Origin of the sequence: Rhizobium indicum, assembly GCF_005862305.2 — a bacterium.
GTDB lineage: Bacteria > Pseudomonadota > Alphaproteobacteria > Rhizobiales > Rhizobiaceae > Rhizobium > Rhizobium indicum.
This window is the reverse complement of sequence record NZ_CP054022.1, coordinates 513210-534130: the sequence shown is the minus strand read 5'-3', so window position 1 is coordinate 534130 and position 20921 is coordinate 513210. Positions and strand designations below refer to the sequence as shown.

At 61.9% G+C, this 20921-nt stretch carries 15 protein-coding genes; 11 read left to right on the top strand and 4 right to left on the bottom strand.

Going from position 1 to position 20921, the window contains the following annotated elements:
• Positions 1–47 precede the first annotated feature (47 nt).
• Positions 48–1331 (bottom strand): ABC transporter substrate-binding protein, encoded by a 1284-nt coding sequence (locus FFM53_RS26850; RefSeq protein WP_138388754.1) that lies wholly within the window; start codon positions 1329–1331, stop codon positions 48–50.
• Between the two features lie 191 nt (positions 1332–1522).
• On the opposite strand from FFM53_RS26850, the gene FFM53_RS26845 reads away from it, so the two are divergent.
• Genes FFM53_RS26845 through FFM53_RS26820 form a run of 6 tightly spaced genes read left to right on the top strand, consistent with a single transcriptional unit; the run spans position 1523 to position 9657 of the window.
• Positions 1523–4045, top strand: a complete 2523-nt coding sequence (locus FFM53_RS26845; RefSeq protein WP_138388755.1) for a hypothetical protein — start codon at positions 1523–1525, stop codon at positions 4043–4045.
• A gap of 16 nt (positions 4046–4061) precedes the next feature.
• Positions 4062–5156, top strand: a complete 1095-nt coding sequence (gene bglB / locus FFM53_RS26840; RefSeq protein WP_138388756.1) for a beta-galactosidase BglB — start codon at positions 4062–4064, stop codon at positions 5154–5156.
• Entirely contained in the window at positions 5153–6517 is a 1365-nt protein-coding gene (gene pglB / locus FFM53_RS26835; protein ID WP_138388757.1) for a polygalacturonase PglB, read from the top strand. Before bglB ends, pglB begins: the two co-directional genes overlap by 4 nt.
• Positions 6505–7611 (top strand): ABC transporter ATP-binding protein, encoded by a 1107-nt coding sequence (locus FFM53_RS26830; RefSeq protein WP_138388758.1) that lies wholly within the window; start codon positions 6505–6507, stop codon positions 7609–7611. The genes pglB and FFM53_RS26830 overlap by 13 nt, the downstream gene beginning before the upstream one ends.
• 2 nt (positions 7612–7613) lie before the next feature.
• Positions 7614–8609, top strand: coding sequence for a carbohydrate ABC transporter permease (locus FFM53_RS26825; protein ID WP_138388759.1), 996 nt, complete (start codon positions 7614–7616; stop codon positions 8607–8609).
• Between the two features lies 1 nt (position 8610).
• Positions 8611–9657 carry a carbohydrate ABC transporter permease gene (locus FFM53_RS26820; RefSeq protein WP_138388760.1) on the top strand — a complete coding sequence of 349 codons (1047 nt, stop codon included), beginning with the start codon at positions 8611–8613 and terminating at the stop codon, positions 9655–9657.
• A gap of 277 nt (positions 9658–9934) precedes the next feature.
• Here FFM53_RS26820 and FFM53_RS26815 read toward each other — a convergent pair whose 3' ends face one another.
• Positions 9935–11086 (bottom strand): ROK family transcriptional regulator, encoded by a 1152-nt coding sequence (locus FFM53_RS26815; protein ID WP_138388761.1) that lies wholly within the window; start codon positions 11084–11086, stop codon positions 9935–9937.
• Between the two features lie 278 nt (positions 11087–11364).
• On the opposite strand from FFM53_RS26815, the gene FFM53_RS26810 reads away from it, so the two are divergent.
• Entirely contained in the window at positions 11365–12387 is a 1023-nt protein-coding gene (locus tag FFM53_RS26810) for a helix-turn-helix transcriptional regulator (protein WP_484573299.1), read from the top strand.
• A gap of 45 nt (positions 12388–12432) precedes the next feature.
• On the opposite strand, the gene FFM53_RS26805 is transcribed toward FFM53_RS26810, so the two are convergent.
• Both FFM53_RS26805 and FFM53_RS26800 read right to left on the bottom strand, forming a co-directional pair.
• A complete protein-coding gene (locus tag FFM53_RS26805; protein ID WP_173883661.1) occupies positions 12433–13512 on the bottom strand; it encodes a LacI family DNA-binding transcriptional regulator in 1080 nt (359 codons plus the stop codon).
• Between the two features lie 75 nt (positions 13513–13587).
• Positions 13588–14220, bottom strand: coding sequence for a TetR/AcrR family transcriptional regulator (locus tag FFM53_RS26800; RefSeq protein WP_138388763.1), 633 nt, complete (start codon positions 14218–14220; stop codon positions 13588–13590).
• Positions 14221–14330: 110 nt separating this feature from the next.
• Here FFM53_RS26800 and FFM53_RS26795 point away from each other — a divergent pair, with 110 nt between their 5' ends.
• The 4 genes from FFM53_RS26795 to FFM53_RS26780 all read left to right on the top strand — a co-directional run bounded on the left by FFM53_RS26795 (position 14331) and on the right by FFM53_RS26780 (position 20809).
• A complete protein-coding gene (locus tag FFM53_RS26795) occupies positions 14331–15404 on the top strand; it encodes an efflux RND transporter periplasmic adaptor subunit (protein ID WP_138388764.1) in 1074 nt (357 codons plus the stop codon).
• Positions 15401–16486, top strand: a complete 1086-nt coding sequence (locus FFM53_RS26790) for an efflux RND transporter periplasmic adaptor subunit (RefSeq protein WP_138388765.1) — start codon at positions 15401–15403, stop codon at positions 16484–16486. Before FFM53_RS26795 ends, FFM53_RS26790 begins: the two co-directional genes overlap by 4 nt.
• Positions 16483–19554: an efflux RND transporter permease subunit gene (locus tag FFM53_RS26785; RefSeq protein ID WP_138388766.1), complete on the top strand. Its 3072-nt coding sequence runs from the start codon at positions 16483–16485 to the stop codon at positions 19552–19554. Before FFM53_RS26790 ends, FFM53_RS26785 begins: the two co-directional genes overlap by 4 nt.
• Before the next feature lie 76 nt (positions 19555–19630).
• Positions 19631–20809 carry an alpha/beta hydrolase gene (locus FFM53_RS26780; protein ID WP_138388767.1) on the top strand — a complete coding sequence of 393 codons (1179 nt, stop codon included), beginning with the start codon at positions 19631–19633 and terminating at the stop codon, positions 20807–20809.
• The last annotated feature ends 112 nt before the right edge of the window (positions 20810–20921 follow it).

Below are 20921 nucleotides of genomic sequence, written 5' to 3'. Positions count from 1 at the left end.
GCCGTGGCTGGTGCGTGCGCGCATTTTGCGGGACAACGCGTGACCGGTTACTTGGCGGCGAGCGCCTGGTTGACCTTGTCGACGTCGGCATTCATTGCCTTGAAGGTCTCGTCGAGGGAAAGTTCGCCGACGATCAGCTGGCTCATCCTCTGAACGATGAGCTGATAGATGGCGGAGGATCCCTTGAGACGTTCCAGGTCCCGGGCTGCCTGCGGCACGCTATTGCGGCTTCCGAGGAAGACGGCCATCGCTTCCTTGGCATTCTTGCTCTCGAGCTTGTATTGCGGGTCCTTGATGTCGGCGCCCGTCAGGACGACGTAGTTTTCAGCGATTTCACGCTGGACCTTTTCAGAGCCCAGGAACTCGATGAACGCGGCCACGGCCTCGGGAGACTTGGTGCGCTTGAAGCCGACGATCGCGGTGCCGCCGGGCATCGCATAGCAGCCGGCATCGCCGCACGGGGCGCTGATCGCCGTCCAGTCGAAGGCATCGCCGATCTTCTTCTGGAACGGATTGACCATCCAGTTGCCGGCGAGATAGGTCACGACGTTGCCGTTGACGAATTCGTCACCCATGTTCTTGTACTGGGTTCCGCCGGCAGCCCCCCACATTTCCTTGGGGAAGGAGCCGTCCTTCGTCCAGCCGTAGAGATCCGTGACATAGCGCTTGGCGGCATCGTCGGGGAAGAAGAACTTGCCGTCCTTGACGTAGTTCGAACCGTAGGAGAATGCCGCGCCGGAAAAGCGGTGGCCCGAGCGGTCCATCGTGAAGGGGATCTGAGCGCCAGTCGCCTTGGCGACGCGTGCCGAGGCTTCGACGATATCCTTCAGCGTGGCGGTGGGCTTCGGAAGCGGTTCGCCGGCCTGTTCGAACAGCGTCTTGTTGACGAAGGGCAGGTTGAAGGTTTGCGACGCGATATAGCCGTTGATCGACTGCGGATCGTTGACGCCGGGGAAGCGAAGCGTGTTCAGGCTGTCGCCGTGCAGCTTGGCGAAGCCATCCGGGTCCTTCATGTAGGGACGCATGTCGAGGTAATAGGGGGCAAGCTGCCAGTCGGTGATCTTGGCGATGTCAGGGCCTTCGCCGACGGCAAGCTGCACCGGCAGCTGCTTGGCGACCGCATCATAGCCCGAAGAGACGAAGTTGACCTTGACGTCGGGATGCGCCGCCTCGAATTCCTTGCTGAGCGCTTCCATCCGCTCGACGTAAGCCTGGTCGTCGTCGGTGAACAGAAAGGTGATTGTCTTGGTTTCCGCCATGGCCGCGCCGGCCCATGCGAAAGAAACGGTTGCCAACGCCAGTGCGACGGCCCCTGAGAGATAGGTTTTCATTTTCATCCTCCCATGAAAACATTTTCATCAATCGCGGCTTCAGCCATCGATAAATCAATTTCATATACTTGACATTCGTTCCGTCAAGCTATTTTCTGCGGCAATAGCGATGTTTTTGAGCAATTTGCAAAAATGGCGCGCACAAATAACCTAATGAAAATATTTTCATAGGATTGCGGAGGAGGCGGTCTGTGAAAACGGAATGCATCAAGCAGCCGGGCGAGATGGCGCCAGCATACAGTGTGGCCATGGGCCAGACGATCACGGCATGGGCCGATTCCGGCCTGATCGCCAGCTATTTTCCCGGCGAGCCCGCGCCGGCCGAAGATCGCGTAAACTATCGTTTCATCAACGGTTTCGTCGATGTCGGCGACCTGCCCTGCCGCAAGGCCTTCTGGTCGGCCATGGTCGGGCGGCCGCTATTGCCCGACACCGCCTGGCCGACCGAAAGCCTCAATCTTCCCGGCTCGAACCGTCGCGTCGAGTTCACCGGCTTCTGGCACGTACCGACGCATCTTAGGCGATGGCTGAAGGGCACGTTCAGAACGGAGACCGCGCGAGCGCTCAATCTCAGACTGAAGACCTGCGGCGGCGTTCGCATATGGGTCAACGGACAGGAGGCGGTGCGCTTCGAACCCTTCAAGCGCAACACCGAGAGCGCAACCGACATAAGGCTGGCGCTGGACGCCGGCGACAACCAGATCCTCGTCTACACCGAAGACTTGGCCGAGCGCGACACGACGTGGTTCTTCGAGCTCGAGATGCTGGACGAGGAGCCGCTCTGCGTGCTGCTGCCCGTATCGCTGGATCAGGATGAGGTCCGCGAGCTGGAAGCCCTTGCGCGCGGCGTGCGTCCGGCTCGTGACGTCTTCGTCAATCAGCCGCTGGAGATCATCTTCGGCACTGCGCCCGAACGCGATCTGCCGGTAGAGCTCAAGGTCGTCGGTCATGGCCACGAGCGGCCCGTTCTCGCGCATTCCCGATTGACGCTCAAGGCCCATCAGAGCAGCCTCACGGCCGACGATATCTGCGGCATTGCGGACGGTTATCACGGCGTCCACATGACGATCGGCAGCGGCACGGGTTCGGTTACGCGCGTCATCGATGCCGCCTTCATGAGCAGCGTTTCGTCGTTGCCATCAGAGACGTCGCTCGCCGCCCGCAAGCGGCAGGCACTGGAATACAGCGCCCGCTTCGGCGCAAACCGCGTCGGGCGCCTGATCGCCATGATGGAAACCGGCCATCACGACCAGGAAAGCTTCGACCGCATCATCGACGCGACGCTGGCCTCCATCGATGCGCGGGAGGATTGCTCGGATTTCATCATGGTGCCGCTCTTGTGGCTGCTCGGCGCCTATGCCGACCGGATGCCCGATGCCGTGGTCGATCGCATTCGGCATTCCGTTCGCTCCTACCGTTACTGGGTCGACGAGCCGGGTAACGACGCGATGTGGTTCTGGAGCGAGAACCATGTGCTCTGCTTTCACACGAGCCAGCTGTTGGCCGGACTTCTTCTGCCCGATGAGGTGTTTTCGGCCTCGGGCAGGACCGGGCAGCAGCAGGCGGAACTTGCCGGCGAGCGGCTCGGCCGCTGGTTCGACAGCGTCGAGGCCCATGGGTTGGCGGAGTGGAACTCGGCCGCCTATTACCCCATCGATTTCATCGGCCTGATGGCGCTGGAGCGCTGGGCCGAGACGGCGATGTCAGCGCGCGCCCGCGCCCAGATCGATCTCATCTTCCGGATGATCGCCCTTCATACGCTGGCAGGCGTTCCGGCCGGATCGCAGGGCCGCGCTTACGACAAGGAGTTGCGCGCCGGCCCGCTGACCGAGCTTGCGCCTTTCGCCCAGGTCGCCTTCGGGACCGGCTGGCTGAACAATGGTGTGGCGGCATTGACCATGTTCTGCGCCGGCGGCTACGAGCCGCCCGCCGATCTGGCCGAACTTGCGACGCTCAACCGGGGAAGAAGCGTCGAGGCGCGCTACAGCCAGGGGCTCGAGAGCGGAAAACTCGTGCTGTTCAAAAATGAGGCGGCGCAGCTTTCGACGGTCGTCGATCACAAGACCGGCCAGAAGGGGCATCAGCAGCATGTCCTTGACATCCGGCTGGCCGGCCACCCGATGGCGAGGCTGTGGGTCAACCATCCCGGCGAGGACGATCCCTGGGGCAATCAAAGGCCGTCCTATTGGGCCGGCAACGGCATCCTGCCGCGCGTTGCCCAGCATCGCGACGTTGCCCTCCTGATCGAGGACACAAGCGACGCACGCCACGCATGGACGCACGCCTATATCGGCCGCGACGGGCTGGACGATCTCATCATCGAAGACAAGTGGCTCATCGCGCGATCGGGCCGGGGATTTTCTGCCCTCTGGGCGTCGAACGGCCTGGACCTGATCACCGACGGCCCGACCGCCGGCCGCGAGGCGCGCTCCCACGGAGAGCTTTGCGGCTGGGCCGCTATCGTCGGATGCGGCGATGGCGACGCCTTCAAGGCGTTCGTCGAACGCCTGGGCCAAACGACGGTTTCCTTCGATCCCGAGCTTCGGCGTCTCTCCCTGACGCCGCCGGGCGGCCCGGCGATCGACCTCTCCTATGCCGACGGTCTTTCGATCGGCGGCGAGGCGAAGCCCTTCGCCCATGATCAGCCGCACCCGATCCTCACCCACGACAGTGCAGCCTCCGGCGCCGGCACTGACGGGCCGTTCTACTCTTAAAACATAGGTCTCCAGCATGAACACAACATCTGTCGATAACGCCGCCCTCCTGACGACGATCGATCGCGTGGCAACGGCTTTCAGCCGGCTCAGAGGCATCAAGGAAGGTCTCGTGACGGGAAATTCCGCGTCCGGAATCCAGTTCGACGAATGGGACTGGGAAGTCGGCGTTGGTCTTTACGGCTTCCTGCGTCGCGCCATTTCCACCAATGATCAGAAAGCGCTGCAGGAACTCGTCGCCTGGTATGCCGGCCAGATCGAACGCGGCCTGCCGCCGCGCCAGATCAACAGTACGGCGCCGATGCTGCCGCTTGCAATCCTCGTTCAGCATGTCGACCGTCCCGATTTTCGCGCGCTTGTCGAGGACTGGGCCGAATGGCTCGTCAAGGAACTGCCCAAGACCGAGGACGGCGGCTTTCAGCACGTCGTCAAGGAGCGCCTCAACGACGGCGAATTGTGGGACGATACACTGTTCATGGCCTGCCTGTTTCTCGCCCGCGCCGGCGTTCTCTGCGAGCGCAGCGAGTGGATCGACGAGGCCGTCTATCAGTTCGTGATCCACACCCGCTATCTCTCCGATCCGGTCAGCGGGCTCTGGTATCACGGCTGGACCTTCAACGGACGGCACAATTTCGCCAAGGCCTTCTGGGCGCGCGGCAATGCCTGGATCACCGTCGCCATCCCCGAGCTCTTCGACCTCGTTCCGACGCTCGGCGAGAAGGACCGGCGTTTTCTGTCGAACGTCCTCGTCAGCCAGGTACGCTCGCTGAAAGCATACCAGCGGCCGGACGGCATGTTCACGACGCTTCTCGACGATCCGTCGTCGCCGCTGGAAACCTCGGCCACGGCGGGCATTGCCTACGGCATATTGCGCGCCATCGATGCCGGCATTCTCGACAAGGACGACAGGGCCTATGCGGAGCGCGCGCTTGCGGCGGTGCTGGCGCAGATCGACGAAGAAGGCGTCGTCCACGGCGTCTCGGACGGCACGCCGATGGGCCATGACCTCGATTTCTACAGGCGCATCCCCAACGTGCCGACGCCTTATGGCCAGGCGCTGACCATGCTGCTGCTGACGGAAGTCTTTCTCGAGAACGGCCAGCGCCAATGAGCCCCGTGTCTCTTGTCGCGATCGAGCCGGCGGAGGGCGACGATACGGTCCGCCTGCAGGCGGCCATCGACGGCCTGTCGGCTTCGGGCGGCGGACGCGTGGAGCTCATGGCCGGCATTCATGTCTGCCGCGGGCTGCAGCTCAGATCCGGTGTCGACCTTCATCTAGCCGCCGGTGCGATCCTGCGTCCCGTTCCGGACTATGCCGCCTATGCGCATACGACCGTTTCGGTGATCGCCGAAAAATCCGACCGCGGCATGATCGTCGCCAAGGATGCGCGGCGCATCAGCCTGACGGGGAAGGGGCGCATCGAAGCCGGTTGCGACAGCTTCATCGTGGGAGACGACGAGACGGTGGGAACCTTCATCCCGGCCGAATTTCGTCCCCGCGTCGTCGTCTTCGAGGGCTGCGACGAGGTCGAGATCAGCTCCGTCCATATCTGCCGCTCGCCGATGTGGACGCTGCACTTCGTCAACTGCACCGATGTCGCGGTCAGGAACGTGACCATCGACAACGACCGCCGCCTTCCCAACACGGACGGGATCGTGCTGGATGCCTGCCGCGGCGCCGTCATCGAGGACTGCCGGATATCGACGGCCGACGACGGCATATGCCTGAAGACGAGCATCGGTCCTGACCGTGTCGCCATCGGGCGTTGCGAAAACATTCTCGTTCGTCGATGCTCCGTTCAGAGCCTTAGCTGCGCGCTGAAGATCGGCACGGAAACGCATGGCGACGTCACCAATGTCGTGTTCGAGGATTGCAGCGTCTCATCTTCCAACAGGGCGCTCGGCGTATTCTCCCGCGACGGCGGCCGGATATCGAACGTAAGGTTTTCACGAATTGCGGTAGAGTGCCGCGAGACCCCCGATGGTTTCTGGGGCTCGGGGGAAGCGCTGACCGTCAATGTCGTCGACCGTGTTACGGAACGCGCGGCTGGCGCCATCGACAATCTCATCGTCGAGGACATCACCGGGCGGATGGAGGGGGCGATCACCGTCATATCGACCTCGTCGGCCGGCATCAGGAACGCATCGCTGGCACGCATCGCCATTGATCAGCAGCCTGGGCAACTCGGCACGGCGCGATCCTACGACCTGCGTCCGACGAACGCGGACCTTTCCCCGAAAGCCGATGGCGGCGGCCGTGCGAATGCCTGGACGCGCGGGTCGGACGGGCGGGTGATTGGTCTTGAGCACTATCCGGGAGGAATGCCGGCCGTCTACGTGGCTGATGTCACCGGGCTCTCGATGAACGAGGTGCGGATCACGAGGCCGACACCGCTGCCGCAAGGCTGGAACAAAAACGACGCCGTCTTCGAAACGGCGGCACCTGATGGGAGTGGAACATGGCAGAACTGAAACTTTCCAACGTCAACAAGTCGTATGGCTCGGTCAAAGTCCTGCATGACGTCGAACTCGATATCCAAGACGGCGAGTTCGTCGTCTTCGTCGGTCCGTCGGGATGCGGCAAGTCGACCCTGCTGCGTGTCATCGCCGGCCTCGAAGAGGTCACGGAGGGCGCAATCGCGATCGGGCGCCGCGACGTCAGCGCGCTCTCGCCGGCCGAGCGCAAGATCGCGATGGTCTTCCAGTCCTACGCGCTCTACCCGCATATGAGCGTTCGCAAGAACCTCGCTTTCGGCCTGGAGAACCTGAAGTTCAAGCGTGCCGAGATCGAGGCGCGGATTGCCGAAGCTGCCAGGATGCTGGCGATCGAACCCTATCTGGACCGGCGCCCGAAGCAGCTTTCGGGCGGCCAGCGCCAGCGCGTGGCGATCGGCCGGGCCATCGTGCGCGAACCGGATATTTTCCTCTTCGACGAGCCGCTGTCCAATCTCGACGCGGCGCTGCGCGTTCAGACCCGGGCCGAGATCACCAAGCTCCACCGCGAGATCAAGACGACGATGATCTATGTCACGCATGACCAGGTCGAGGCGATGACGATGGCCGACAAGATCGTCGTGCTGCGCGCCGGGCGGGTCGAGCAGGTCGGAGCACCGCTGGACCTGTTCGACAGCCCGCGCAATCTCTTCGTCGCGGGCTTCCTCGGCTCGCCGCGTATGAACATCATCAAGGGCAAGGTCGCTGGCATCGAGGAAAGCGGTGTCGTCATCGATGTCGGCAATGGTGGTAAGGTCGTCAGCGATGTCGATCCCGCCGGCATTGCGGTCGGACAGGCCGTTCTCGCCGGCATTCGGCCCGCGCATTTTTCACGTTCCAGCGAGCAAGGCCTGCCGTTCATCGTCCAGTATCACGAGGGCCTCGGCACCGAGACCTATGTCTATGGCAACCTTGCAGGCCATGACGAGCAGATCATCATTCATGAGGCCGGCCATTTCGCGCCGTCGCCTGGTGATCACATCCTGATCGACGCCGCCCCGGGACGGGTTCATCTGTTCGATCCCGAAAGCGGCCTGGCCTTTGCCCGGCGGCCCGGACAGGGGAGGCGCTGAACATGGCGGCGCTCAAGGCAGGTGCATTGCTGTCCCAGACAGGGGAAACGGCGATGAGAGTGGTCGAAGCCCCAATAAATGTGATCGAGCGCATCTTCGGCCGCAAGCGTATGCCATGGCTGTTCCTGGCGCCGAACCTCGTTCTGTTTGCCATCTTCACGTTCCTTCCGATCGCGATCGCGATCGGTTACGCCTTCACCGGCGGCACCAATCTTTTCGTGTCGGAGCGGCCTTTCGTCGGCCTGGACAATTTCCGCACGCTGCTTTCCTGCGGCAATTATCTGCAGCCGGGAACCTGCCAGGAATCGCTGTTCTGGACGGCCGTGTGGAACACCCTCTGGTTCGTGGCCTTCAATGTCGTCGCGACATTGCTGGTGGCGCTGATCACGGCGCTGATCCTCAATCGGGCGATCGTCGCGCGTGGTTTCTTCAGGGCGATGTTCTTCTATCCCGTCTTGCTGTCGCCCGTCGTCATCGGTCTCATCTGGAAATGGTTCCTCGATCGCAACGGGCTGCTGAACGCCTTCTTCCAGATGATCGGCGTTCCCCCTGAGATCTTCCTGCTCGACGTCGGCTGGTCGCGCTTCTTCGTCGTCGCGGTATCGGTCTGGTTTCACATGGGCTTTTACACGCTCATCCTCTTGGCCGGCCTCCAGGCCATCCCGAAGGAGCTCTATGAGGCTGCCTCCATCGATGCCGCCTCGCCACGCCGCACGCTGTTCAGGATCACGCTTCCCCTTCTGGCGCCGAACCTGTTGGTCGTGTTCATTCTTTTGATGATCAAATCCGTCCAGATCTTCGACGAGGCCTGGGTTCTGACCAATGGCGGCGGCCCGGGCACGGCCAACAGCTTCATCGTCCAGTATATCTACCAGATGGCATTCGGCAGCGATCTTCGCCTCTTCGGACTGGCTTCCGCCGCATCGGTTCTCATGGGGCTGGTGCTTCTGGTTCTCACCCTCATACAGCTGCGTATCGGCAAGCGAATGGAGTCCTGAGATGAACCCGATCAGCTTTTTCACGCGCACACGCCGGGCCGGACGCATCGATATCACCGACATATTGTCGTGGGTCTGGCTGATCGGCGGAACCTTCGTCGTGCTCGTTCCCGTCATGTGGGCGGGCCTCTCCTCGCTGAAGCCGGCCGCCGAGATCACCCGGTTTCCGCCAACGCTGCTACCTCGGGCCGCCGTGGAGCAGACCGTGCCCGGCTTCGACAAACCGCTCAGCCTCTGGCAGGTCACCATCGACGGTCAGATGCGCGAAATGGCCATGGTCCGCCGCATCGGCCTCAAAGCCCAGATGGTCGATCCCGCAAATCCGGGACCACCGGTCAGCGTCGACGTCAAGGGGCTGACGCCGGTGCAGAAGCTGACGATCGCCACGCAGAATTACACCGATCCGCTGACGCGCTTCAACTTCCTGACCTTCCTCAAGAATTCGGTGTTCGTCACCTTCGTCGCAACGCTGCTGACGCTGATCGTCAACGCCATGGCGGCCTTCGCCCTGTCGAAATACAAATTTGCGGGGGATACGACGGTTTTCGTCATCATCATTTCAACGCTGATGATCCCGCTCGCGGTCGTCATGGTGCCGGCCTATCTCGTCATCGTCGGGGTCGGGCTCGCCGACAACCTGTGGGGCGTCATTCTGCCGACGGTCGCCTCTCCGACCGCCGTCTTCCTGCTGCGGCAATATATGCTGACCATACCCGACGAGCTGATAGAGGCGGCGCGCGTCGATGCGGCGAGCGAATTCTGCATCTTCTGGCGCATCATCCTGCCGCTGACGGCGCCGGCGCTCGCGGTGCTGGCGATCTTTTCGGTGCTCTGGCGGTGGAACGATTTCCTCTGGCCGCTCATCGTCCTCAACAGCCGCGAGAATTTCACCCTGCAGGTCGGTCTGAATGCGTTCCAGGGCGAGTTCTCGGTGCAGTGGCACTATATCCTGGCGATGACGTTCCTCAGCCTGCTGCCTGTCACCATCGTTTTCCTGTTCCTGCAGAAGTACATCACCACGGGCATCGCCGGAACAGGCATGAAGTGAACGGCAGGGCATGGAGCTAGACCTCCCCGCAATCGCCGAACAACCGATATCACGTCTTCCTCCCGGCTGAGGCGCGTCGCATTGAACCTAGTTCATGCGGCGCGTTTCGGCCTTTGTCTTCGTGCATGGCTCCCAAAATCGCCGCCCATTTTGTGGGCGGCAGCTCCGCGGCGAGCGTAGCGCGTGCCACCGAGGCCGGCCGCCTCCGCGACCTGATGGGCGGCCGTCTTCGGCTATGTTGACGACGATTTCAAAATGCTACGGCGTCCTGCAAATATCACAAAACGGTTTCGAAGAGCGGGATCAAGGCCGCGCCGATTGCGCCGGGGGCGTCGATTATCTGTGCCACGGCAAGCCTGGGGACGTCGCGTAAAACGCCATGCCGAGGCAGATTGTTGAATTCGGTCCGTTCGATCAGCATTCTCGCGAGTGAGTGCGGAAGCTCGCCGCCGAGGACGATCAATGCCGGGTCGAATATTGCGCAGATCGCATTGATGGCTCGATTGTGGGCCGGCGTGACGCGGTCGACCCACTCCCCAACGCCATCCCAGTCCATCAGGTCCTCGTTCTTCAGGTCCCTCAGGGTCAAGTTCATGCGCCCTTTGGCACGAAGATGTTCAAGCAGGACGCCGAGTGCAGGGCGTTCCTCGTAGTCCTGGCGCCCGAAGAGAACGGAAAATTCGCCGGCGTTGCCGAAATTACCGCGAAACGGCATGCCTCCGGAAACCAGGCCGCCGCCATAGCCATGAAGATGGGCGATATAGGCGAAATCTGCGACATCGCGGCCAACGCCGAAAATGGCTTCCGCCAAGGCTGCGGTCCTGGCGACATTGTCTGCCCAGACCGGCAGCCCCAGTTGCTGTCCAAGCAGGGGTGCCAAGTCGATCAACGACCAATGAGCGAGCGGCAAGGGGCAATTGAATGCCGTCTCCAGCATGCGGTGGCCGGCGACGGCCAGGCCGACGCCGAGGACGTCACGCCGTTTGGCGCCCCGGCGGGCAAGAAGTTCTTCGACCGCCGCGTCGATCCGCTCCATTTCAACGGATAGCGAGGAGCCCGCCTGTGGGATTTCCATGTTTTCCAAAGGTTCGCCGAAACCCATGAGGCAAAGGCCGATCGAGCCGACGTTCACGGAGATGCCCAGCGTTAAACACCAGTCTTTGCGAAGGGTCAGCTCCGGGCTGGGCGGTCCCGGCCGCCGGGTTTCCGAATGGGAAAAGACGAGCATTCCTCGCTCATGAAGCCGCGCGACGATCCTGTGCAACGATTGCTGGGTGAGATCGAGCGGCTCTGTCAGGTCGGAGCGTTCGATCCCCGGAGACTTCCAGATCAGCCGCAACAGGTCGCGCTCGTTGCGGGATGCTACGCGCACGGGTTGCGTGTCTCGCAAAAAATGCGCGGCAACATGGTTTAAAGGATCATACTTCATTTTCGGTTCGTTTTGATTTACACTATGAGTGTGAACCACATTGGGAGGGCATTCTGCTTCTGTCAAACAGGGAATTCGATCCCCGGTTTGCCGGCCCTGCTTACTTCATCGAGGTTGGCCAGGCCAGCCGGGATGACAGCAATAAGGTGGAGGTGATCGTGCCCCAAGCGTTTGGAAGGCACGATATCAGCGTTGCGGCGATCTCAAACGAGATGGAGCGCTTGAGGCGGTTAGCCGGTCGGGGTGTGGAAAGGGAAACAACCGAGTTGCAGATATCGTTGAGATCCGAAAATACGGTGTGCGCTCCCGAGCGTGAAGTATATGGGTTTGCGCCAACCCATGAAGGCACTGACTTCGAGTCGATGGTTCGCGCCTATTCGGCGGGCTACGGGGTGTTTGGCGCGAAGCCGTTGAGCAACGATCGGGCCTTTGCCTGGGCCGCGGACTTGCGAACAAGTGAGGCATTTACGGTGCTTCATTCGGTTTATCAGAGTTCCTGGACAAGTCGGACGCTAGATGAGACGCCGCAACACCTTGCGTTTTACATTCCGCACTCGGGATCCTTCCGGCTTTCCATTGGAAAGACGGTGGTTGAAAGTGGGCCAGGTCGTCTCCTCATGGCCAACAACCACGAGGCTGGCGATCGTCTCATTCAAGGCGGCCCGCACTGCTCGGACGCCCTCTTTCTGGACTGGAAAGTTGTGAGGCGAATGCTCGTTTCACTGGTGGAAATGCCGATCCTCGACTCGCTTGACCTTGAGCCGGTTGTGGATCTCGCAACGCCGTCGGGCCAGCTTATCGGCAGCCTGGTGCAGACGATCGTGCAGGGCATGCGCAATGGCGGTCCACTTCTGTCTTCACCTCTCGCCTTGGCGGCGATGAGCGAAACGCTTGCTAACCTCGTGATCCGTTTTGGCCGCCACCGTCTTTCCGACCATTTGGAAAAACAGAAAGTGTGTTTGATCGCGCCGTGGCATGTCCGGCGTGCTATCGACTATATGCACGCCAATATCGCAGAGCCCCTCACCATGACGATGGTTGCCGATGGTGTCGGTGTTTCGCTTCGTGCGCTGCAAACGGGTTTCAGGGCCTTCCGGGGAACTTCACCGGGCGGTTACTTGCGCACGATCAGGCTGCAAGCAGCCCGCGACCAGTTGCGGGACCCGATGAATCAGCGATCCGTCCGCGAAATCTGCGCGATGTGGGGTTTTTCTCATGCCGGCAGGTTCTCTATTATCTACCGCAGCGCCTTTGGAGAAAGCCCGCGCGATACGCGCCTGCGGGCCGAGCGTTTGCGATAAAGAAGGACGCCGAAAAGTGTGAAGGTTTTCGGACAACATCATGCTCTAGGAGCGCGGCGCCGCGATGCTGCCACGCAAGACGAGATGGCATCCGAGTTCCAGGCGATGGGCCGGCCGCTGCGGATCGTTGGCGATCAGCCTCTGTTCGATGAGCGCCAAAGCGGCAGCCCCGAGCCTGTCTGTGGGAACGCTGACCGTCGAAAGCGGTGGACGGCTGAATTCGCCGGGGACGATATCGTCGAACCCCAGGACCGAAATCGCTTCCGGCACGCGTATGTCACGATCGGCCAATGCCTTCAGGCAGCCGAGCGCCAGATTGTCGGCCGCGCAGAAGACGGCGGTCGCGCCTTTCACCGTGGGATCGCGGTCGAGCAGCGCGTTGATGGCAGCCTCGCCGTGTCTGGGCTCATATCCCTCGGCCTCGACGATCATATCGTCAGGCACCGGAAGCTGGGCGGCAAGATAGGCGTCGGAAAAGCCGTCATATCGGCGCTGGATCGTCGTGCGGCCCTTCCAGGTCAGATGCAGGATGCGGCGATGCCCGAGCGCCAGCAGGTGCTCGATGCCGAGCCGCGCTCCGAAGCGGTTTTCGGGGGTGACCGTATCGACCAGCATGGCGGGGTCTTCTCCGTTGACGATGACAACAGGCATATCAGGGGAGGCGAGGCTTCGGATCAGTTCCGGCTGATCATCGTTCAGGACCACGATGCCGTCGGCACGTTCCGAGAGCGCGATCTGCCTGACCTGAGCGCCGTCGATACGCCGGCCGGTGCTGACGAAGGGTACGATCCTGATGCCGCGGCGTTCGCACTCCCTGCGAAGACCGTTGAGGATCGTCCAGCTCACCAGATTGAGATCGCTCTCCGGTGCGGCATCGTCGGGAATCGCAAGAAGCAGGACGCGCAAGGCCGCAATCGTCGCCTTCTTCCTCCGGCGGTCGAGGTAACCCAGGCGTTTAGCTGAATCCAGAACCCTTTCGCGCACCTCGATCGTCAGCGGCGCGGTTCCGTTGAGCGCGTGCGAGGCCGTGCTCAGCGACACGTCCGCGTCGCGCGCGACATCCTTGAGATTGACTTTGCGTTCCACTTTTTCCGTCGCGAATTGAGGTCGTGCCTTCGAAGGCATCGCTAACTCGATGTTTTCACATAAAAACTTGAGAAAAGCTACGTGCCTGGCGCGGTATTTTTCGTCATTCGGCGATCAGTGAGGTTTGGCAAGCAGGCCATTGAGCAGCAGGTCGAAATAGGCCCGCAGGAAGGCCTCCTTATTGGGAGTGGGCACGCGGCGGTCGTCGAATATCAGCCGCAGAACTGTCGTCGTCAGGATAGGTGCGACCACGATATCGGAGAATTCCACCGGAACTTCGCGAAACTCCCCTGACGCCACACCCTCTAGAATGAGAGAGTCGACCTTGGTGATGATCGGCTCAATGAACTGATCGTGGTGGCGGTCGATCAGGTCGGGGAACCGGTGTCCTTCCGCAATGACGAGCCGCGTCAGCTCGCGGGTCGTGCGATCCTCGGCGATTTGCTCGTAGAGCAGGCCGAGAATGGAGATCAGCCGGTCGGTGGCGCTGCCGCTGAGGCTCGCGGTGATCCCCAGCAGTTCCTGAAACGGCACGGAGAAGTGGTTGATCATTGCTTCGAAAAGCTTCTCCTTCGTCTCGAAGTAGACGTACACCGTACCCTTGGTGACGCCGACCCTGTCGGCGATGTCTTCGACGCGCGTGCCGGTGAAACCGCTTCTCACGAATTCCTCGAAGGCGGCATCGAGAATCTGGATGGGCCGTAGCGCTTTCTGTTCCGCGCGTGTGATCTTCTTCTGAGCTGCCATTTGCCTCGCCTGCCTTGTTGCGCACGCCCTCGTCCCTGCGGCACAAAGTTTCATTGACTAATCCGTCAGTCAATTATATAGGAGCGGCCGTTGAGAGCAAGAGGTCAACTATGAGAACCATTCTGGTCGCCACAGCGATCATATGCGCCATCGGTCTCGGATCATGCAGCGATGAGAGCAGACCGACTGGGCCAACCCCACGAGAGGTCGGCGTCATCGTCGCTAAGCCTGAGCCGCTAGTCCAGGGCGGCGCGGTCACAGGAGAAGTGCGGGCGCGGGTTCAGACCGATTTGTCCTTCCGCGTCAGCGGCAAGATCATCGAGCGGCTGGTGGAAGTTGGACAATCCGTGAAGGCGGGGCAGCTCCTCGCGCGGATCGATCCGGAAGAACAGAAGGCCGACCTGGATGTGGCGGCGGCCAATCTTCAGTCGGCTGAGGCGCAGCAGACCCAGGCGCAGCTCGCATACGACCGCCAGCAGAGCCTGTTTCGAACGCAGGTGACGACGCGTGCGGCACTCGACCAGGCGCAGGAGGCGCTTCTGACCGCGCAGGCATCGACGAAGTCGGCGCAGGCGCTGTTGGAAACCGCTCAGGACACCTTGTCTTACACGGAGCTGAAGGCGGACGCCGATGGGATGATCACCGCCCGCAATGCCGAGGTCGGGCAGGTGGCGCAGGCCGCCCAGGTCGTCTTCACGCTTGCCCATGACGGCGACCGGGATGCCGTCTTTGAGGTGGTCGAAAGTGCGTTCCTGCGCCCGATCGACGGCGACGGCACCGTGACCCTTCTGTCTGACCCGACGCAGAAGATCGCGGCGAAGGTTCGCGAGATTTCGCCGACGATCGATTCCTCCACCGGAACCATCAAGGTCAAGGTCGCGATATCGAGCGACGCTCCGATCCCTCTCGGTGCTCCCGTCGTCGGAAGGTTCAATTACGTCTCGCAGGACGTCATCCAGCTTCCCTGGTCCGCCATGACATCCAAGGACGGCAAGCCGGCCGTCTGGATCGTCGATCCCGCATCGTCCGCGGTTTCGGTCCGAGCGGTCGACGTCGCCGGCTACGAGACCGGCAGCTTTATCGTCAAGGCGGGTGTGTCGGAAGGAGAGGTCGTGGTGGCCGATGGGACCAAGTTCCTCAGGCCGGGTGAAATCGTGTCTTATGTCAAGGAAGCTTCCAAGTGAGTATTCGTCTCAACATAGTCGCTCTGATGGTGGGCACGGCCCTGATCTCCTCCTGCGCACCGCAGGAGGAAAGCAAGGAGGAAGCGCCTCGTCCCGTGCTGTCGATGACAGTCAAGCAGACGGCCGCCGCGAGCCTGGGCCTGACCGGCACGATCGAGCCGACGATCGAGACCGAACTCGGCTTCCGGATTCTCGGGCGGATGATCGCCCGCAACGTCAATGTCGGCGATCTCGTCAAGAAGGATGACGTCGTTGCCGCCATCGATCCGCTGGCGCTGGAGCTTGCCGTGCGCAACGCGCAGTCCGACGTCGAGAACAGCGACGCCCAGCTCAGGAATGCAGTGACCACCGAGCAGCGCCAGCGTGCGCTGTTGGAGTCGCGATCCGGCACCGAAGCCTCGCTCGAAGAGGCTGAGCAGGCAAAGCGGACGGCGGCCGCCGCCGTCGCCAAGGCGCAGGCCAACCTCGACAAGGCCACGGAGCAACACGGTTACGCGCAGCTTCGGGCGGAATTCGATGGCGTTGTGACGGCGACCTCGGCCGAAGTCGGACAGGTGGTGTCGGCCGGGCAGACGGTTGTGACCATCGCCCGGCCGGACAAGCGCGACGCCGTCGTCGATGTCCCGCAGGCCGCCGCCCAGAAACTGAAGATCGGCGCGCCCTTCGAGGTGACGCTGCAACTCGATCCCACCATCCGCACGTCCGGGATCGTGCGCGAAATAGCACCGGAGGCGGAGACCTCCACCCGCACGAGCAGGACCAAGATCGCGCTCACCAATCCGCCCGAAGCCTTCAGGCTCGGTTCGGTCATCACAGCCTCTGCAACAATCGCCGCGGATCCTGAGATCGTGCTGCCTTCCTCGGCAATCCTCGTCGGCAGCGACGGCCCGAGCGTCTGGATCGTCGATGCGCCTGCCGGGAAGGTATCGCGTCGCCGCGTGAAGATCGACGGCGACGTCGAAGACGGCGGCAGCGTCCGCGTCACCGAGGGGCTCGCCCCCAGAGAAAGGGTCGTCGTGGCAGGCGTGCATAAACTTGAAGATGGCCAGGCCATCAGGATCGACCAGGAGATCAGCCAGTGAAGTCCTTCAACCTTTCCGACTGGGCGCTCGAACACCGTTCGCTCGTCTGGTACTTCATGATCGTCTTCATTCTCGCAGGCGCCTTCTCCTACGTGAAGCTCGGCCGCGAAGAAGACCCGAACTTCACGATCAAGACGATGGTGATCACCGCCCAGTGGCCCGGCGCCTCCGCCGAAGAGGTGACGCGGCAGGTGACCGACAGGATCGAGAAGAAGCTCCAGGAACTGGAATCGCTGGACTATACCAAGAGCGAGACCATTGCCGGCCAGACGACCGTCTTCGTTGAGCTGCTGCCGACGACCAAGGCAAAGGATGTCGCTCCGACCTGGCTGCGCATCCGCAACATGATCGCCGACATCAAGGGCGATTTCCCGACCGGCGTCGTCGGTCCCTTCTTCAACGATCGCTTCGGCGACGTGTTCGGAAACATCTACGCCTTCACCAGCGATGGCCTTACCCAGCGGCAGCTTCGCGATCTCGTGGAAAACGCCCGCTCCGAGGTCCTGACCGTGCCCAACGTCGGCAAGGTCGATGTGGTCGGCGCCCAGGACGAGGCGATCTATCTGGAATTCTCCACGCGCCAGATCGCAGCACTCGGGATCGACCAGCAGTCGGTCATCCAGACCCTGCAGGCGCAGAATGCCGTCACGCAGTCCGGCTTCGTCGACGCCGGGCCGGAGCGCATCGCATTGCGGGTGAGTGGACAATTCACGTCCGAGGAAAGTCTGAGATCGATTAATCTTCGGATCAACGACCGCTTCTTTCCGCTGACCGACGTCGCCACGATCAAACGCGGCTACGTGGATCCGCCGTCGGCGTTGTTCCGGTTCAACGGCCAGCCTGCGATCGGGCTTGCGATCGGCATGAAGCAGGGCGCCAATCTTCTGGAGTTCGGCGAGGGGCTCGATGCGCAGATGAAACGTGTCGTCGCTGACCTTCCGATCGGCGTGGACGTCCACCGTGTTTCCGATCAGCCGGCCGTCGTCGACGAAGCGGTGTCCGGATTTACCCGGGCGCTCTTCGAAGCGATCGCCATCGTCCTGGTCATCAGCTTTATCAGCCTCGGTCTTCGCGCCGGCATGGTAGTGGCGATCTCCATTCCCCTCGTCCTGGCGATCACCTTCGTGGTGATGGAATGTTCCGGCATTTCGCTTCAGCGCATCTCGCTCGGAGCGTTGATCATCGCGCTCGGGCTTCTTGTCGACGATGCCATGATCGCCGTCGAGATGATGGTGGCCCGCCTGGAGGCGGGCGATGATCTCAGAAAGGCGGCCACCTATGTATACACGTCGACCGCCTTTCCGATGCTGACGGGAACGCTCGTCACGGTTGCGGGCTTTATTCCGATCGGTCTCAACGACAGCGCGGCGGGCGAATTCACCTTCACGCTTTTCGTGGTCATCGCGGTTTCGCTGATCGTTTCCTGGGTGGTGGCGGTGCTGTTCACCCCGCTTCTCGGCGTCACGATCCTGCCGAAGACCATGAAATCGCATCATGAGAAGAAGGGCCGCTTCGCCTCCGTCTTCTCCTGGCTCCTGGGCCTGGCGATGCGTTGGCGCTGGGTCACCATCATTCTGACGGTCGGCGTCTTCGGCCTTTCCGTCGGCGGCATGGGGCTGGTGCAACAGCAGTTCTTCCCCAATTCGGACAGGCCCGAGCTCATCATCGACTGGAACCTCCCTCACAACAGTTCGATCGCCGAAACCAACAGGCAGATGGCGAGATTCGAAAAAGAGATGCTGGCCGACAACAAGGATATCGATCATTGGACGACCTATGTCGGCCAGGGCGCGCCGCGCTTCATCCTGTCCTTTGACGTGCAGACGCCCAACGTGTCGTTCGGACAGACGATCATCGTCACCAAGGGACTCGACGTGCGTGACAAGGTGCGGGCAGAACTGCAGGACTATCTGACGAAAACCTTCCCCGGCACCGACGCCTTCGTGAAGCTTCTCGACATCGGTCCGCCGGTCGGCAAACCGGTCCAGTACCGGGTCAGTGGCCCCGATATTCAAAAGGTCCGCGACCTCTCCCAGCAGTTTGCCGGCGTCATCGGATCGCACCCGCTTCTGGCGAACATGGTCCTGGATTGGAACGAGCCGTCCCGCGTGGTGAAGGTCGATGTCCTGCAGGACAAGGCGCGCCAGCTCGGCGTATCCTCCGAAGACATCGCTACCGCGCTTAACGGCATCGTCGAAGGCTCGACGGCCACCCAGGTTCGAGACGACATTTACCTGGTCAACGTCATCGGCCGCGCCAGGGCATCCGAGCGCGATTCCATCCAGACGTTGCAGAACCTGCAGCTCTCCACCTCCAACGGCAAGGTCGTGCCGCTCTCCGCCGTGGCGAATTTCCGCTACGAGCTCGAACAGCCGACCATCTGGCGTCGCGACAGGCAACCCACCATAACGGTCAAGGCGGCCGTCGTTGGTCCGACGCAACCGGCCACGATCGTCGACCAGTTGAAGCCGAAGGTCGAAGAATTCCAGAAAGGCCTTCCGGTGGGATACAAGGTGGAAGTGGGCGGCGCGGTCGAATCCAGCGCCGATGCCCAGGGGCCGATCGCGGCTGTGGCTCCGCTGATGCTGTTTGTGATGGCGACCATCCTGATGATCCAGCTGCAAAGCTTCAGCCGGCTCTTCCTGGTGTTCGCCGTTGCTCCGACAGCCCTGATCGGCGTCGTCGCGGCGCTGCTGCTCAGCAACGCCCCCATGGGCTTTGTCGCGATCCTCGGCGTGCTCGCGCTCATCGGCATCCTGATCCGCAACTCCGTCATCCTGGTCGTTCAGATCGAGCATTTGCGCAGCGAAGGAATGGCGCCCTGGCAGGCGGTCGTCGAGGCTACTGAACACCGCATGCGGCCGATCATGCTGACGGCCGCGGCGGCCACGCTGGCGCTGATCCCGATCTCGCGCGAGATCTTCTGGGGGCCGATGGCCTACGCCATGATGGGCGGCATCGTCGTCGGAACCGCGCTCACCCTGCTGTTTCTGCCTGCGCTCTACGTCGCGTGGTTCAGGATCCCGAGGGATGAAGGCGTTCAGACCGAAGCCGCGGCAAAGGCATGAGCATGGGCTTTGACGTCCATCGCATGCGGCCGCCGCGGCGGCCGCTGCATATCCTGGTCTCCGAGGAGAGAGCTCGATGACGGAACAGCGTTTGAACGGGTTTCCGATGGGAGCCAAGGCGATGCTGGTCGCAATCGGCCTGGCGATGCTCGCCGGTTGCGCCACGAGACCGTCGCCCGATGTGTTGAACCCGGTCCATCAGCCCGTTCACCCAGCTCATCTGAATGCATCGCTTCACACTGATGACGCCGCCCCAAGCCGGGTGAATGTGCTCGCTGCGACGAACAGGAGCCTCGACACCGCACGCGGCGGGTTCGGCAGCACCTGGGCTGACAATCTCACCTACGAGCAATATGCGTTTTCGGTCCCTCCCGGCCGGAAGGACACCGCGATCACCTATCCGACCTCGAGGCCGGATCCCGAACGCCAATTTGCCGTCATCAGGCGCAAGCAGCTTGCAAAGGACGCCTTCGTAGAGGAGGCGCTCCACTCTACGCAGTCCGACGGCACTGTCGGCATCTTCGTGCATGGCTATAACTATAGCTATCAGGAGGCGCTGTTTCGCACTGCGCAGATCGCCGCGGACGCCAACATTCCGGGCTCTCCGATTCTGTTTTCGTGGCCTTCGGCCGCAGCCGTCGCCGGCTATGTCGCCGACCGCGATGCGGCTCTCTCCTCGCGTAGCGACCTCGACTCGCTTGTCACGTCACTCTCGGCTTCAGGAAAGGTGAAACGCATCATCCTTTTCGGACACAGCATGGGCGGATTCCTGGTCATGGAAACGGTGCGCCAGCTCAAACTGCAGCATCGCGACGACGTCATCGGCAAACTGGCGGTGATCCTGGCGGCCCCTGACATTGACGTCGATGTTTTCCGCTCCCAGCTGAAGGATATCGGGCGGATGCCGATCCCGATATCTCTTCTCGTTTCGAAGGACGACCGGGCGCTGGTGGCCTCTAGCTTCATAGCGGGAGAGCGGGCGCGCGTCGGACGCCTCGATATTGACGATCCCGTCATCAGGGAGGCTGCCTTGAAGGAGAGGCTTCGGGTCATCGACATCACGTCGATCCAGGCATCCGACGGGCTGGGGCATGACCGCTACGCATCGCTCGCCAAGTTCGGAGCGCAGCTTGCCTCCTTCGAAAGCGGCAGGCGGTCGACCGCCGGCGACGTCGGCGCCTATGTCTTCGATGCTGCCGGCGCCGCGGTCGCAAGTCCGTTTCGTCTGGCCGGGCGTGTCGTCGGCTCGCAATGACCGGACTGAGGTAAGAGCGGCGATGGCTAATCCTCAGGCATCGCCAAGAGATGTGTATAATGTGACTATTAAATTGTCAGATGCACAAATGGAGAGCAGACTTTTGCCTGTG

Coding starts and splice junctions, on each gene's coding strand:
- FFM53_RS26825 (WP_138388759.1), top strand. CDS start 7,614: ATGGCGGCGCTCAAGGCAGGTGCATTGCTGTCCCAGACAGGGGAAACG.
- FFM53_RS26830 (WP_138388758.1), top strand. CDS start 6,505: ATGGCAGAACTGAAACTTTCCAACGTCAACAAGTCGTATGGCTCGGTC.
- pglB (WP_138388757.1), top strand. CDS start 5,153: ATGAGCCCCGTGTCTCTTGTCGCGATCGAGCCGGCGGAGGGCGACGAT.
- FFM53_RS26820 (WP_138388760.1), top strand. CDS start 8,611: ATGAACCCGATCAGCTTTTTCACGCGCACACGCCGGGCCGGACGCATC.
- FFM53_RS26795 (WP_138388764.1), top strand. CDS start 14,331: ATGAGAACCATTCTGGTCGCCACAGCGATCATATGCGCCATCGGTCTC.
- FFM53_RS26780 (WP_138388767.1), top strand. CDS start 19,631: ATGACGGAACAGCGTTTGAACGGGTTTCCGATGGGAGCCAAGGCGATG.
- bglB (WP_138388756.1), top strand. CDS start 4,062: ATGAACACAACATCTGTCGATAACGCCGCCCTCCTGACGACGATCGAT.
- FFM53_RS26850 (WP_138388754.1), bottom strand. CDS start 1,331: ATGAAAACCTATCTCTCAGGGGCCGTCGCACTGGCGTTGGCAACCGTT.
- FFM53_RS26800 (WP_138388763.1), bottom strand. CDS start 14,220: ATGGCAGCTCAGAAGAAGATCACACGCGCGGAACAGAAAGCGCTACGG.
- FFM53_RS26815 (WP_138388761.1), bottom strand. CDS start 11,086: ATGAAGTATGATCCTTTAAACCATGTTGCCGCGCATTTTTTGCGAGAC.
- FFM53_RS26805 (WP_173883661.1), bottom strand. CDS start 13,512: ATGCCTTCGAAGGCACGACCTCAATTCGCGACGGAAAAAGTGGAACGC.